At 60.9% G+C, this 13,094-nt stretch carries 14 protein-coding genes; 7 read left to right on the top strand and 7 right to left on the bottom strand.

Annotation, left to right across the window (positions count from 1 at the left end; translation table 11 throughout):
* Nucleotides 1-107: 107 nt before the first annotated feature.
* From MPZ60_RS15455 to MPZ60_RS15440, 4 genes are all read right to left on the bottom strand, one after another.
* The gene (locus tag MPZ60_RS15455) at nt 108-1,220 is read right to left on the bottom strand and encodes a porin (RefSeq protein ID WP_224648416.1); all 1,113 of its coding nucleotides are present in this window, start codon (nt 1,218-1,220) and stop codon (nt 108-110) included.
* A 236-nt stretch (nt 1,221-1,456) separates the two neighbouring features.
* A complete protein-coding gene (locus MPZ60_RS15450) occupies nt 1,457-2,494 on the bottom strand; it encodes a tripartite tricarboxylate transporter substrate binding protein (RefSeq protein ID WP_034358373.1) in 1,038 nt (345 codons plus the stop codon).
* 99 nt (nt 2,495-2,593) lie between these two features.
* Nucleotides 2,594-3,196, bottom strand: a complete 603-nt coding sequence (locus MPZ60_RS15445; protein ID WP_034358371.1) for an alpha/beta hydrolase — start codon at nt 3,194-3,196, stop codon at nt 2,594-2,596.
* A gap of 15 nt (nt 3,197-3,211) precedes the next feature.
* The gene (locus MPZ60_RS15440; protein ID WP_012838853.1) at nt 3,212-4,123 is read right to left on the bottom strand and encodes a TauD/TfdA family dioxygenase; all 912 of its coding nucleotides are present in this window, start codon (nt 4,121-4,123) and stop codon (nt 3,212-3,214) included.
* Between the two features lie 110 nt (nt 4,124-4,233).
* Between MPZ60_RS15440 and MPZ60_RS15435 the strand changes: the two genes are divergently transcribed.
* On the top strand, nt 4,234-5,256 hold the full coding sequence (locus tag MPZ60_RS15435) for an AraC family transcriptional regulator (RefSeq protein ID WP_003062790.1): 1,023 nt from the start codon (nt 4,234-4,236) through the stop codon (nt 5,254-5,256).
* A 79-nt stretch (nt 5,257-5,335) separates the two neighbouring features.
* Here MPZ60_RS15435 and MPZ60_RS15430 read toward each other — a convergent pair whose 3' ends face one another.
* Nucleotides 5,336-6,334, bottom strand: coding sequence for a tripartite tricarboxylate transporter substrate binding protein (locus MPZ60_RS15430; RefSeq protein WP_242607132.1), 999 nt, complete (start codon nt 6,332-6,334; stop codon nt 5,336-5,338).
* A 771-nt stretch (nt 6,335-7,105) separates the two neighbouring features.
* Here MPZ60_RS15430 and MPZ60_RS15425 point away from each other — a divergent pair.
* Nucleotides 7,106-8,176 carry a 3-keto-5-aminohexanoate cleavage protein gene (locus tag MPZ60_RS15425; RefSeq protein ID WP_034358362.1) on the top strand — a complete coding sequence of 357 codons (1,071 nt, stop codon included), beginning with the start codon at nt 7,106-7,108 and terminating at the stop codon, nt 8,174-8,176.
* 133 nt (nt 8,177-8,309) lie between these two features.
* On the opposite strand, the gene MPZ60_RS15420 is transcribed toward MPZ60_RS15425, so the two are convergent.
* Nucleotides 8,310-9,248 (bottom strand): MBL fold metallo-hydrolase, encoded by a 939-nt coding sequence (locus MPZ60_RS15420; protein ID WP_034358359.1) that lies wholly within the window; start codon nt 9,246-9,248, stop codon nt 8,310-8,312.
* Nucleotides 9,249-9,342: 94 nt separating this feature from the next.
* On the opposite strand from MPZ60_RS15420, the gene MPZ60_RS15415 reads away from it, so the two are divergent.
* Nucleotides 9,343-9,936 (top strand): NUDIX domain-containing protein, encoded by a 594-nt coding sequence (locus MPZ60_RS15415; protein ID WP_052057658.1) that lies wholly within the window; start codon nt 9,343-9,345, stop codon nt 9,934-9,936.
* Nucleotides 9,937-10,169: 233 nt separating this feature from the next.
* Nucleotides 10,170-10,478, top strand: coding sequence for a metalloregulator ArsR/SmtB family transcription factor (locus MPZ60_RS15410; protein WP_003053925.1), 309 nt, complete (start codon nt 10,170-10,172; stop codon nt 10,476-10,478).
* 61 nt (nt 10,479-10,539) lie between these two features.
* Here MPZ60_RS15410 and MPZ60_RS15405 read toward each other — a convergent pair whose 3' ends face one another.
* Nucleotides 10,540-10,953: a DsrE family protein gene (locus MPZ60_RS15405; RefSeq protein ID WP_034358353.1), complete on the bottom strand. Its 414-nt coding sequence runs from the start codon at nt 10,951-10,953 to the stop codon at nt 10,540-10,542.
* A 159-nt stretch (nt 10,954-11,112) separates the two neighbouring features.
* Here MPZ60_RS15405 and MPZ60_RS15400 point away from each other — a divergent pair, with 159 nt between their 5' ends.
* The 3 genes from MPZ60_RS15400 to MPZ60_RS15390 all read left to right on the top strand — a co-directional run bounded on the left by MPZ60_RS15400 (nt 11,113) and on the right by MPZ60_RS15390 (nt 13,043).
* Nucleotides 11,113-12,105 carry an MBL fold metallo-hydrolase gene (locus MPZ60_RS15400; RefSeq protein WP_034358618.1) on the top strand — a complete coding sequence of 331 codons (993 nt, stop codon included), beginning with the start codon at nt 11,113-11,115 and terminating at the stop codon, nt 12,103-12,105.
* Complete coding sequence (locus MPZ60_RS15395; RefSeq protein WP_034358350.1) at nt 12,105-12,596, top strand: hypothetical protein; 492 nt, start codon at nt 12,105-12,107, stop codon at nt 12,594-12,596. The genes MPZ60_RS15400 and MPZ60_RS15395 overlap by 1 nt, the downstream gene beginning before the upstream one ends.
* A 126-nt stretch (nt 12,597-12,722) precedes the next feature.
* Nucleotides 12,723-13,043, top strand: a complete 321-nt coding sequence (locus MPZ60_RS15390; RefSeq protein ID WP_034358347.1) for a c-type cytochrome — start codon at nt 12,723-12,725, stop codon at nt 13,041-13,043.
* Nucleotides 13,044-13,094 lie beyond the last annotated feature (51 nt).

Below are 13,094 nucleotides of genomic sequence, written 5' to 3'. Positions count from 1 at the left end.
TGCGATGAAGAAGGCCCGCAGATTTTCTCTGCGGGCCTTCTTCTATGGTTTCAGGATTGATGTCCTCTGGCCGGCAACCGGCAGGCGCCGGTTGCCATGGATTGGACTCAGAACGTGTGGCGAATGCCGATGTCAAAGCCTGAAGCATTGCCGCCTGCGACTGGAATCGGGCCTTGCAGCGCGCCCGTGGCCACCGGCAGGTTGATGCTGCCGCGGTTGTCTACATAGGCATAGGTGCCGTAGAGTGCGGTGCGCTTGGAGAGGTTGTGCACATAACCCACGGCGTACTTGTTGGAGCTGCTGCCGCTGTTGTCATTGCGGTTCAGGCGCATGAAGCTCATGGGGATATTGCCGTTGCCGACCTTCCAGATGGCACCCAGCTGCCAGTAGCGTACATGGTCGGCATTGTCCAGACCTGCCAGGCGGTTGCCGGTGCGGTGATCGGCAGCCAGAACCATGAGGCGGTGGCCTTCCCAGAGGTAGGATGCGGCGGCATTGATCTGTCTGTAATCGTCGGCGGCACGGTTCTTGGTGGACGTGATGGCGACGGCTGCATCCCAGTTCTCGCCTCCATAGCCCAGGCGTGCACCGTAGACGCGGCCGTCCTGGCGGTTGGGGCCGGCATCGTTTTCACCGAATGCAGTCATCAACTGATAGAACAGGCCTTTGCAACTGGAGCTGGAGCAGCCGGGCGAGAAGTAGCCAATGCTGTTCGATGCCCGAAAGCCCGTCACAGTGGTGCCGTGCAGCACATGCAGGCTCATGCCCACGCCCAGGCGAAAGGGGTCGTAGTTGAACATGTTCCAGAAGGCGGGCACATAGTCGCGGCCCAGGCGTACCTCGCCCCATTGCTTGCTCTGCAGATAGACCAGGGCCTTGCGGTTGAAGCTCAGGCCGTTGCTGCTGCCTGCCCCCGAAGGCTGGTTGTTGGTGTTGGAGGCCTGGCCGGTGCCGTTGTCGGTATTGAGACCCGCTTCCAGATCAAAGCCGGCGGCCAGACCGCTGCCGAGATCTTCACGGCCCTTGAAGCCCAGGCGGCTGGCCTGATTGCCGCTGGAGGTCAGCATCTGACGCGAGCCTGCGCCAGCGCCGCGGTAATTGGATACGGCCATATCCACCACGCCATAGACCTGCACAGAGGATTGTGCCGAGGCCGCCAGCGGCGCCAGCGTGCATGCGAGAGCGCTCAGCGCATTGAAAGCCATTTTTTTTGTAGTCATTCATGTCTCCTTGAACCGTTGAAAAAAGATGCCTGATGGCAAACCGACGAAAAACACAGCAGGGCAAGGCCGGGCCTGGGGATGGGTTGAAGGCGCAGGCAAGCCCCCAGCTCTAATCCCGCCAAAGGACTTGAGCCGGGTGCGGCCGCCCACGGTGCCAAGGGGGCACCGGGCAGAGGTCTTGAAGCAGATAAGTAATGGAGCAGCTTGAGGGCAACTGCTCAAGGACCCGGGCCTCAGTTTTCGGGCTTGTAGCCTATGGACTTGAGCAGGGCTGCCTGCTTGCGGCTGGCCTCTTTGAGGTCGGCCGTCATTTCTGCCGTGGTAAGGGGCTGGCCGGGCTCCATGCCCACCGTGGCGAGCTGTTTGAGCACGGACTCCTTGCGGAAATGTGCCAGCGCCACATCCCGCAGCTTCTGCTGGATGGCTGCCGGGGTTTGAGGATGGGACCACACGGCAAACCAGCCTGGTTTGGAAAGCTGGGGGTAGCCCAGCTCCGTGAAGGTTGGTACCTCTGGCAAAGTCTGCAGGCGGCTCGGGTAGACGACTGCCAGCGCCTTGATCTTGCCGCTGCGAATCAGGGGTAGCGAAGTGGTGACGCCATCGAACATCACCGGGACATGGCCGCCCATGAGGTCCACCAGAGCAGGGGGCGAGCCCTTGTAGCCCACATGGCGCATATTGATCTTGGCCAACTGGCCCAGCAGCATGCCCGAGGTGTGACCCTTCAGGCCCGTGGCGTAGGAGGCAAAGTCCACGCCGTCGCGTTGCTGTCTGGCGTAGCTGATGAATTCGGGCAGGGTCTGGAACGGCAGATCCTTGTTGGCGACCATGACCAGTCCGGTGCGTGTGAGCTGGGCCAGCGGCGTCAGGTCCTTGAACGGGTCGAAACTGACTTTCTGGGCCAGGGGCGCCTCGCTCAGTGCTCCGTCCTGAATCACCAGAAAGGTGTAGCCGTTTTTGCCATGGGACTTGAGGTCCTGGATGCCGATGGCCCCCGAGGCTCCGGCCTTGGATTCCACGATCACGGGCTGCTTGAGCTCTTGCTGCATGCCCTCTGCCAGCAGACGGGCCAGGGTGTCAGCCGTGCCACCGGCAGGCCCGGTGACGATCAGGCGTATGGGCTTGGTCGGCCAGTCATCGGTCTGCTCGGCCTGTGCGGGCAGGGCCAGGCTGGCGGCCACGGCCATGACGGCCAAGCCTAGTTTCCGGCGCAGTGCGCGAGAACCTGCGGTGTCCACTGAATTGCGTGAGGCGGGTGTCGTTGCCTTCATTGCTTGTCTCCTTCAATGGGGAGATCTGGCTCCCCATCTGCGCGCACCTTTTATATCTTGTGGGTGGCTGCGCATTCATCGTGATGGTCTTCGGGCGGTTCAGGCCGTTGGCTCGGGCTGTCGGGCTTCGATCCGAGCCTGCAAATCCTCGATCAGCTGTGTTGCCTGCGGCCAGGGACCGTGGCCCGAGGCCGGGTTCAGGTGGCCCTGGGGGCCCAGCTCCACCAGCTCGCTCCCCCAGTCGCGCGCAAAGCCGCGCGCGCGCTCCAACTCGGTCAGTGGGTCATTGCTGCTGGCTGCCAGCAGTGTGGGAAACGGCAGGCGCTGGCGCGGGATGGGCGTCCAGCCGTGGGCTGCCAGCACATCCTTGGGGGGGTAGCCGGCAGGCATCTGGGTTTCCACATCGGCGGGGGCTGCAAGCAAGGCTCCGAGAATGGGACGGGCTCGGCGCAGCGCCCAGTGCGCGACCATCATGCAGCCGGCGCTGTGCGCCACGATGATGACGGGGCCGTCGATACCGTCCAGCGCCCGGTCGATCGCGTCCAGGCGGGCCTGGCAGCTGAGCTTGTCCTGCTCCAGCGGTGGCACGGTGACGCAGGGGACGGACTGCGCAGTCAGCTCCTTGGCCAGCAGCGTCTGCCAGTGCTCTTCCACATGGTCGCGCAGGCCGGGGATGATGAGAATCGTGTGCTTCAAGGTCATCTTCTGTCTCCTGGCTCAGTCCGTGGGGCCGCCGATGATGGCGGTGCGTTCCATCTTGCGGTGGCAGGGCTGGTAGTCCATCACTGCGTAGTGCTGGGTGGAGCGGTTGTCCCAGAAGGCTACGCTGTTTTTGCTCCATTTGAAGCGCACCTGGTACTCGGGAATCATGGCCTGGCTGGTCAGGTAATTGAGCAGTTGCGAGGAACCGGGCGATTTGTCCAGGCCGAAGCGCACATTGGCGGGTGTGTTGTAGTTGGTGAAATGGGTGGTGAAGCTGCTGTTGACGAACAGAATCTTCTCGCCGGTTTCGGGGTGGATGCGGACCACGGGGTGCTCGGCGTCGGGGTATTGGGCCTTGAGTGCCAGACGCTTTTCGATAGGCATGACGGCACCAAAGCTCGCTTCGATGCTGTGGCGGGCACGCAGATGCTCGATCTTGACCTTGATGTCGTCTGGCAGGTTCTCATAGGCCATCACCATGTTCACCCACATGGTGTCGCCGCCCACTGGCGGGCATTCAACGCAGCGCAGCACGCAGCCCATGGGGGGCTGCTCGCGCCAGGTGGCATCGGTGTGCCAGGAGTTCTCGTTGCGGTCCAGAGGGTTGTCGGGGGTCTTGTAGATCTGCACCAGGCCTGGGTGCTCGGGGTGGCTTCCCACCACCGGGTGGTCTTCCAGCTCGCCAAATTTGCGCGCAAACGCCACATGCTCGGCGCGTGTGATGTCCTGGTCGCGGAAAAAGATCACGCGGTGCTTGAGCAGTGCCTGGCGGATTTCGGCCATCAAGCCTTCGTCCTCGGCGGCCGCTCCCAGGTGAACGTTGGACAGCTCCGCACCGATGGAGCAGGTCAGAGGATTGACTTCCAGCGAGCGGGTCAAAGAGCTGGAGCGGATAAGGGCGGGTGCTGCGCCAACCTTGTTTTTCATTGGGAAGTCTCCTTATAGAATCAATGTCGCCAGTGTGAAAACTCCCCTCGATCGGCGCTTGTCATTACATGACTGGTGCTTTGCAATTAGTGCCAAGTTAGTGAAACCCCATGGCCTCTCTCGTTCGCGCCGCCTGCTTGACCAATTACGCCGAAGTCGCCCAGGCTTCAGGGCTGAATGGCGCGCGCATGCTGCTCGATGCCGGCCTGAGCCCCGGTGTGCTCGACGAGCCGGATCTGATGATTCCGGTGGACAAGGTGGGGCGTTTGCTGCAGGCCTCGGCCACGCAGTCGGGCAATGAAAGCTTTGGTCTGTGCATGGCGCGCTCGCGCCTGCTGTCCAATATGGGGCCGGTGGGCCTGCTGATTCGCGATCAGGCTACGCTGCGCGATTCGCTGAACCTGCTGGTGCGTCATCTGGCCCTGCTCAACGGCGCCATGACGCTGGAGCTGGACGAGCAGGCCGACACGGTGCTGATCCGTGAGCTGTTGCTGGCCGGCCGTGCCCATGAGCCTACGCGCCAGCGCGTGGAGCTGGCGCTGGGCGTGATGGTGCGCGCCATTCGGCAGCTGATAGGTCGCGACTGGCAGCCTCGCATGGTGTGTTTCGAGCACGCCGCGCCCAAGGACCTGAGCATGCATCACCTGATGTTCGGCCCGCGCGTGGAGTTCAATCAAGAGTTCAACTGCATTGTTTGCGTCAAGGCCGATCTCGATACGCGCAACGAATTTGCCGACCCTGCCATGGTGCGCTATGCCCAGAAGCTGTTGGAGTCCGTGGCTCCCATGAGCGAGGAAGCAGTGCTGGACGATGTGCGTCGCACCATCTTGCTGCTGTTGCCCAGCGGGCGCTGCAGCATTGAGAAAGTCAGCGAGCACCTGGGTGTGGTGCCACGCACCATTCAGCGCCGGCTGACGGAAAAGGGCCAGAGCTTTTCCTCGCTGATGAACGATATCCGCAAGGAGCTGGCCGTGCGCTATGTGTTCGAGAGCAACCGCTCTCTGACCGAAGTGGCCGAGCTGCTGGGCTTTACGGCCCCCAGCAGTTTTTCACGCTGGTATCAGAGCCAGTTCGGCTGCAGTGCCAAGGACAGCCGTGCCAAGGCGCAGACCGAAGGCACGGGCGGCGCATAAAAAAGCGGGCCGTAAGGGCCCGCCAAACACACTACCAAAGTACCCCCCCCCAGGGAGAGGGCGGCTACGCCAGCGTCCTTCAGTTGCTGGCGATTCTGAGCTTGCTCAGAATTTTGCGGTTCTGCTCCACCGTGTTCAGCATTTTTTGTTGCAGCTCCGTCATCGTGCTGGGCTGGGGTGCGTCAAAGCCCTGGGTTTTGAGCTGCGCCTGAAACTTGGCGGATTGAGTCACCTTGTCCATTTCCTGGCGCACCTTCTGGATCAGGGCCGGGGGCGTGCTGCTCAGCACGAACAATCCCACACTGGCATCGGGCAGCACAAAGTCGGGCATGTTCTGCTCGGCAAAGCTGGGCACATCGGGTAGCAGGCGCGAGCGGTTGGGCGAGACCACGCCCAGGGCCTTGATCTTGCCGGCCTTGACCAGCGGGGCTGCATTGGTCACCACTTCAAAGGTCAGTTGTACCTGATTGCCGATCAGGTCGACGATGGCAGGGGCCGAGCCCTTGTAGGGCACGGCGGTGATCTTGCCGCCGCTTTTCTCGCTCAGCAACGCACCCAGCATGTCGGAGCGAGTGCCGGGGCTCAGGTTGGCGATATTGATGGGGCCGGAGCTCTTCTTTGCATAGTCCAGCACCTCCTGAATCCTGTTGGGGGGAAAGCTGTTGTTGGCCACCAGCATATGCACCATGGAGGCCACATCCGAGACATAGGTAAATGTCTTGTGCACGTCAAACGGCGTCTTCACGGTGAGTGGAAAGTCGGTCCAGATGCTGGAAGGCGCAATCATCAGCGTATGCCAGTCGGCAGGTGCATTCATCACGGCGCGCTCGGCAATCACGGCCGATCCGCCGGGTTTGTTGTCGACGACCACGGGCTGGCCCAGATTGGTCTGCAGATGATCGGCCACCAGGCGCGCCACACCATCGGTGATGCCACCAGGAGGCGCAGGAACGACGAGGCGGATGGGTTTGACGGGCCAGGCGGGTGCAGGGGTCTGAGCCTGTACGGCGGTGCTGGCCATTGCGCCGACGCAAAGAATTGCGGCGCAGGAACGCAGGGTTCGAGGAATGTTTCGCATGTGTTGCTCCCTAAATGGAGTTGCTCAGATGGCGCTGGCGGGAGAGTCTGTGACCCGCCCATCTTCAAGAACGTAGGCATTCAGCGCCTGTCTTGCAGCGGTGCTATCGGCTCTGGCTCGCAAGACGCGAATCACGGGCATCACTTGCGGGCCGGGTGGTCCAGCAAAATTCACAGCGGTTGTCATTGATGTCTCCTGTCGTTTTTCATGGGGGGGCAGACATTCGGCATGACGCCGATCTCTGTCTCGCAGGGGGCAGACCCAGCAAATAGGTGATCCGCTGAACCTGCCGGCATGTCCCTGCGTTCTTGTGCTTGGGGTGTAGTAATGCACCAATTCATGATGGAGGTCCGCAAGTTCGGTGACTTGGCGTTTCATGCCTGCGACTTCGCATTTGATGACTGCAGTACTCCGCACTTACCCGATGTAGGGCTGCAGCCTGCATGGCTTCGATGCGTGCTTGTGGCGCGGTATGGGCGCCTTGCAATCGGAGCCGCGAGGAGGGGGAGATCGCAGGTTGCCGATGGTGCGCAGCAGTCGCCTGGACTTTTGCAGTGCATGAACCGATGTCGTCTCTCCGTTGCCTGCCCCAATCATCTTCAGGCACGGTTTGCCGGTCTTGTCGCGTTTGAGAAAGCGCGTGTCTTGAAATGCAAAGTGGCATCTCACACGGCATTTGATACTGGCCTCACGCATCGGCAATGGCCTGAAATCGGCTGATGCAGTTTGTCCAGACACTGATTTCTCGCACTCAAACCGGAGACAACAACCATGAACTTTCTTGACGGTCACCTGTATCCCGAAAACCAGCAACCGCTGATCATCACTGCAGCTCCCTACGCTCCGGGCTGGATTCCCTCGGACTTCCCCGAGGACATCCCCATCACCATGGAAGAGCAGATTCAGAAGGCCGTGGATTGCTATGAGGCCGGCGCCACCGTGCTGCATCTGCATGTGCGTGAAGACGACGGCAAGGGCAGCAAGCGCCTGTCCAAGTTCAACGAGCTTATTGCCGGTGTGCGTGAGCGTGTGCCCGAGATGATCATCCAGGTCGGCGGCTCCATCAGCTTTGCGCCCGAAGGCCCTGACGGCGAAGCCAAGTGGCTCTCCGACGATACCCGCCATATGCTGGCCGAGCTGACTCCTGTACCCGACCAGGTGACGGTGACCGTGAACACCACGCAGATGAACGTGACCGAGCATGCCGGCGAAGACGACTTCCGCGGTGTCTCGCGCGGCTTCCCGCATCTGCACAAGACCTACAAGGACATGATTGTTCCATCGAACCCCAGCTTCGTCGAAGAACATATCCGTCGCCTGTCCGAAAAGGGCATCCAGAGCGCCTTCCAGGTCTACAACATCAACAGTTTCGAAACCATAGAGCGCATGATCCGCCGTGGCGTCTACAAGGGGCCGCTGGTCATGAACTGGGTCGCCATCAGCGGCGGCATGGACCAGGCCAATATCTACAACCTGGCCAATATGCTGCGCGCCGTGCCCGACAACGCCATCGTGACGGTGGAAAGCTCGGTGCTGAACGTGCTGCCCATCAATATGATCGGCATGGCCCTGGGTCTGCATGTGCGCTGCGGTATCGAAGACGTGCTGTGGAATCAGACCCGCACCGGCAAGATGAGCACCGTGGAGCAGATCAAGCAGCTGGTGCGCATTGCGGGCGAGTTCGGTCGCCCGATTGCCACGGCCCAGCAGGCTCGCGAGATCAAGCAGATCGGCGTGTTCTACGAAACCGCCGACGAAACCCTGGCCAGGAACGGCTTCGCGCCCAACCGCAAGGGCGCCAACCAGGGCTTTCTGCGCAAGCCCATGGACGCTGTGGCCTGAGTCTCAAAGCCCGGGTGACCGGGCCCGGCTGATCTAGCCGCTGTGCGTTTGTCACGCTTGCCTGGTGGATGCGTGGCCAAGCGCCTACCCCCGCCGACTTCCTTGAGAAGTCGGCTTTTTTATTTCTCTGGATTCAGGCCCGCAGATAAAGGTCTTCGCCGCGCACGTTGCGCTCCTGCAGGATTTCTCCGACCGTCAGCAGCTCATCCAGATGCTGGGAAATGCTGCGCGTCTCGGCCCCCTGTACCCAGGGCGCATCAAAGCCTTGCGGGTAGAGCAGGCGCTGCTCCACCATCTGCGAGAGCGTCATGGGCCGCTGCGCCAGCCATTCGAGAATGCGTGCACCACGCTCGTCAATGACGGCAGCAAAGCGCTTGAGGTCTCGCATAAACGCCTCGCGTTCCGTGTAAATGCCCTTGTGGTGCGAGGTCACCCAGACCCGGGCATCGATCTCGGGCAGCCGCGCCAGGCTGCGGCGAAAGTCCGTCAGACAGGAGCAGGCATCGCCGTAATAAGGGCCGAATCCTGTCAGGTCGATATCGCCGATAAAGGCAACACCTTCGGGCTCGATCAGCAGCACGGTATGGCCGGCGGTATGGCCAGGCATATGAATGGCGTGAATCTGCGACTGACCCAGCTCCCAGACGGCTCCATCTTCGTAGCCCCTGGCATCGGGTCTGGGGGCGTAGAAGAATTCGCTCTCCAGCTTGCTGCGCAGGATGCCGGCCTGAGCCGAATCGGCCCAGCCAAAGGTGGCAACCAGGCCCTCCCAGCTTTGCAAGGCCGCCAGATCGCCTACGTGAGCAAAGACCCGCGCGTCCGGTAGGCGGTGCAGGCCGGCCATATGGTCCTCATGCACATGACCCATCACCACCAGCTCGGTGGCATCGAACTCGGCCCCGATATGGTTGGCAACGATAGGCGTATCCAGCGCTGCCAGCGTATCGCTGCCGCGAATCATGATCTGGTTGCCGTCCGGATACTTGCCACCCTTGGCGCCGCGAAACACCGTCACGCGGCCAAACTGGTGGCGCTGTATGTCTGTCTGGGCTGTGTCGATGGGATGCATCATGGTCTGAGGGGGAAAGTGAAGCCGGCTTCTGCGAAGATTAAGACCTTGGATGTATTTGCGCTGTCACCACAGCGCTTTGAAAGACGAGTCGGAGATGACCCAACAAGACAAACAGGCTCAGGAAGCCCATCTGATCGAGCACCCCATCAAAAGCGAGCTGGTGCACCAGGGCAGTTTTCTGCAGGTGAGGCTCGATACCGTGCGCCTGCCTCATGGCGGGCAGGCCACGCGCGAGTATGTGGTGCACCCCGGCGCCGTGGTGGTGATAGGCCTGCTCGACGATGGCCGCGTGCTGCTGGAGCGGCAGTTTCGCTACCCCGTGGGCCGGGTCATGACGGAGTTTCCCGCAGGCAAGCTCGATGCGGGCGAGCAGCCGCTGGTCTGTGCCCAGCGCGAGCTGCTGGAGGAAACCGGCTACAGCGCGCGTGAATGGGCCTATGCCGGCCCCATGCATCTGGCGATCGGCTACTCCGACGAAGTCATTCACATCTTCTTCGCGCGCGGCCTGACCGCGGGCGAGCGCCAGCTCGATGCCGACGAGTTTCTCGATGTCTGCAGCATGACGGCTGACGAGCTGCTGGACGGCGTGCGTAGCGGCCAGGTCACGGATGCCAAAACCCTGAGCTGCTGCCTGTGGCTGCAGAATGTGCAAAGCGGTGCCTGGTCTCTGGAGTGGAGGCCGGCTTGATTTTTTGATAGCTGCTTGCGTACGCTGAATATGGATTTCAGCTATGAAAGTGCTTGAAATTCATATCAGTTAGGCGCTGGCTGCTTCTTTTTCGGGATTGCCTGATGCCAATCAGTGTTTGTCGTCGGGTGATGACAGGCGCTGCATGACCTTCCTATAAACTGGTGCCATGCACCATGGCCTACCACCTCTGTTTGAAGGTTGCAGTCTGAAGCGGTGTTCAGGAGTGTTTCATGGAATCGTCAGAGCTTGAGGATGACAGCGTTTTCGAGAGTGCGGCCGAGCTGTTCAAAGCCATGGCTGCGCCCATGCGGCTGAAGATCATCAGCGCGCTGTGCAACGGAGAAAAAAACGTCTCCGAGCTGCTGGCTTCCATAGACACGACCCAGCCCAATATGTCTCAGCACCTGAACACGCTGTACCAGTCCGGCATTCTGGGCCGCAGGCGTGAAGGGGTCAGCATCTACTATTTCATCGCCAACGAGAAGGTCGTCCATATGTGCCGCACCATCTGCGTGCAGATTGCCATCGAACAGAACTGATGGCTTGAGCCCCAAAAGAAGAAAGGCGCACCAGGCGCCTTTTTTCATGGCCGTATGCTGCTCAGGGCTTGAGATAGACAAAGCCCTCTTTGGCCTGCAGGCGTGCGACTTCGGCCACACCCGAGGGGACGAGCGAGGCCTCCATCAGCAGGCTTGAGGCATCGAGCTTGCGCGTTTGCAGCGTGTTGTTGCAGACCTTGAACTCCACGCCGCGCCCCACCAGTGCGCTGACCTGGCCGCTGAACTCGCGGCCCTTGCTGTCCTTGGCATTGTTCAGAAGAAAGTCTATGCCGGGCCCATGGGTGACTACCACGATCTTGTCCGTGGGCGAGGCATTGAGTTCGTTATTGATATTGGCGAGTATGGCGGCCGCGGTCTCCACGCCGGTGTTGACGTGATAGACCACTTTCACATCCTGAGCGGCGGCAATCGCCGTACACAGGGCAAAGCTCAGGGCAACGAACTGGCGCTTCATGGAGTGTCTCCTGTGGTGTCTGTGGGAATCAGGGAAGATGCCCTTGGTTAAATATTGCCACTTGCTTATATTAACGATGACGCAAACATTCAAAAATAGGGCAAGCGCTAGTGGCGGCATTCATGCATGACGCGCTGCCCATGCAAGGGAGACAAAGCCATGACAAGCTGGGCAGGAGCTGCGCTGAGGAGCTTTGTGTGGGCAGCGGTTGCAGCGACAGGTACAGCGGCAGCGCATGATGCAGCCCCCAGGTCGCTCATTCCGCAAGCGGTCAGCGCGCCCGTGATGGAGTTGCAGCAGGTGGCGGCCAATGTGTTTTTTGTGCAGGGCGTATCGGCGCTGGGCAGTGCGGTCAATCGCAACTTCATCTCCAATGCGGGCTTTGTCATCACCCATGACAGCGTGGTTGTGATCGACGCGCTGGGTTCGCCCGCACTGGCCGAGGAGCTGGTGCAGAAAATCCGTACGCTGACGCCCAAGCCCATCAGCCATGTGCTGCTGACCCACTATCACGCCGACCACATCTATGGCCTGCAGGTGTTCGAGGCCCTGGGCGCAAAAATCGTGGCCCATGCCCAGGCGCGTGAATACATCAACTCAGAAACCGCGCATCTGCGGCTTGAGGCTTCGCGCAAGGACTTGGCTCCCTGGGTCGACCAGGGCACGCGCCTGGTGCCCGCGAGTCAATGGGTGTCGGGTGATAGCTCCACGCTGAAGGTGGGGGGCGTGGACTTTGTGCTGCAGCATATGGGGCCATCGCATACGCCGGAGGATACGGCCATCTTCCTGCCGCAAAGCGGTGTGCTGTTCATTGGCGATGTGGTGTTCCGCAACCGCATTCCCTATGTGGGTCAGGCCGACAGCCGCCACTGGATTGCCGCGCTGGATGAGTTGCTCAAGCTCCCCGTCAAGGTCATGGTGCCGGGCCACGGCCCGGCCTCCGAGCAGCCGCGCCAGGACATGCAGCTGACGCGAGACTATCTGCACTATCTGCGCGAGGCCATGGGCAAGGCCGCAGCCAATCTTGACCCGTTTGACGAGGCCTATCAGGCGACGGACTGGTCCAGGTTCTCGGCTTACCCGCTGTTCAAGGAGGCCAATCGCATGAATGCCTACAACACCTTTTTGCTGATGGAGCAGGAAAAGCCGTGATGGAAACAGCCAGCTCCTTTCGTGCCCGCAGAAGACTGTGCTTGCAGCTGCTGCTGGCGGGCGCGGCCCCGGCGTGGGCGGCTCTCGATGCCTCTGAGCGCCTGCTGCCCACCAGTCAGAGTCTGCAGCACGACCTGACCTTTGCGCTGGCCCGCAAGCAGCCGTTGGTGGTGATGGCAAGCCTGCATGGCTGCCCGTATTGCAAGATCGTGCGCGAACATTACCTGCTGCCGTTGCAGCAGTCCGGGGCTTTGGTGACTCAGATTCATTTTCAGTCGCGTGAGCCTTTGCAGAGCTGGGATGGCACGGCGACCACGCATGGCGACATGGTCAGGCAACTGGAGATCGAGGTTGCTCCCACCGTGCTTTTTCATGGAGCAGGACGACGGGAAGTGGCTGATCGCCTGATTGGCAGTTCCATCCCCGATTTTTATGGCGCTTATCTGGATGAGCGCATGAAGACTGCCCGGGCAGCGGTGCAGGGGCGTTGAGCCGGATATGGGTATCGCTATTCCTGTTCGGGAATAACGAGGGTTAGCGCGGGATCTCAAATCTGGTGAGCTGCCGGATACTTTAAATAACAACATGCTTATATATAAATATAAGGAGACCAAGCGATGAAAACTGCATCCTGGCTGAGTGGCTTGACGGTGCTGCTGGGGCTGGCTGTGCCTGCACTGGCGCAGGCGGATCAGGCGCTGGCGCAGAAGAACGCCTGCATGGCCTGCCATGCGGCGGACAAGAAACTGGTAGGCCCGGCGTTCCAGGATGTGGCCAGGAAATATGCGGCACAGGCCGATGCACAGGCCTATCTGGTCAAAAGCATCAAGGCCGGCGGCTCCGGCAAATGGGGGCCGGTGCCCATGCCCGCCCAGCCAGCACTCAGCGATGCGGACACCCAGACGCTGGCGGCCTGGATTCTCAAGGGTTCCAAATGAAACAGGCGTGTCGTGCTTTCCCGGTAAGCGCCACCAAAGATCAAAGAGAGA

The organism is Comamonas sp. 7D-2 (assembly GCF_022749555.1).
In the GTDB taxonomy this organism is placed as follows: domain Bacteria; phylum Pseudomonadota; class Gammaproteobacteria; order Burkholderiales; family Burkholderiaceae_C; genus Comamonas; species Comamonas thiooxydans.
Note: the sequence above shows the minus strand (reverse complement) of the source record. Positions and strands in the feature narration are given on the sequence as shown.

What these genes read in the sequence shown, in the direction of transcription:
- MPZ60_RS15435 (WP_003062790.1), top strand. Translation starts at nt 4,234, where the DNA reads ATGGCCTCTCTCGTTCGCGCCGCCTGCTTGACCAATTACGCCGAAGTC.
- MPZ60_RS15425 (WP_034358362.1), top strand. Translation starts at nt 7,106, where the DNA reads ATGAACTTTCTTGACGGTCACCTGTATCCCGAAAACCAGCAACCGCTG.
- MPZ60_RS15410 (WP_003053925.1), top strand. Translation starts at nt 10,170, where the DNA reads ATGGAATCGTCAGAGCTTGAGGATGACAGCGTTTTCGAGAGTGCGGCC.
- MPZ60_RS15415 (WP_052057658.1), top strand. Translation starts at nt 9,343, where the DNA reads ATGACCCAACAAGACAAACAGGCTCAGGAAGCCCATCTGATCGAGCAC.
- MPZ60_RS15400 (WP_034358618.1), top strand. Translation starts at nt 11,113, where the DNA reads ATGACAAGCTGGGCAGGAGCTGCGCTGAGGAGCTTTGTGTGGGCAGCG.
- MPZ60_RS15440 (WP_012838853.1), bottom strand. Translation starts at nt 4,123, where the DNA reads ATGAAAAACAAGGTTGGCGCAGCACCCGCCCTTATCCGCTCCAGCTCT.
- MPZ60_RS15395 (WP_034358350.1), top strand. Translation starts at nt 12,105, where the DNA reads ATGGAAACAGCCAGCTCCTTTCGTGCCCGCAGAAGACTGTGCTTGCAG.
- MPZ60_RS15430 (WP_242607132.1), bottom strand. Translation starts at nt 6,334, where the DNA reads ATGCGAAACATTCCTCGAACCCTGCGTTCCTGCGCCGCAATTCTTTGC.
- MPZ60_RS15445 (WP_034358371.1), bottom strand. Translation starts at nt 3,196, where the DNA reads ATGACCTTGAAGCACACGATTCTCATCATCCCCGGCCTGCGCGACCAT.
- MPZ60_RS15455 (WP_224648416.1), bottom strand. Translation starts at nt 1,220, where the DNA reads ATGACTACAAAAAAAATGGCTTTCAATGCGCTGAGCGCTCTCGCATGC.
- MPZ60_RS15405 (WP_034358353.1), bottom strand. Translation starts at nt 10,953, where the DNA reads ATGAAGCGCCAGTTCGTTGCCCTGAGCTTTGCCCTGTGTACGGCGATT.
- MPZ60_RS15450 (WP_034358373.1), bottom strand. Translation starts at nt 2,494, where the DNA reads ATGAAGGCAACGACACCCGCCTCACGCAATTCAGTGGACACCGCAGGT.
- MPZ60_RS15420 (WP_034358359.1), bottom strand. Translation starts at nt 9,248, where the DNA reads ATGATGCATCCCATCGACACAGCCCAGACAGACATACAGCGCCACCAG.
- MPZ60_RS15390 (WP_034358347.1), top strand. Translation starts at nt 12,723, where the DNA reads ATGAAAACTGCATCCTGGCTGAGTGGCTTGACGGTGCTGCTGGGGCTG.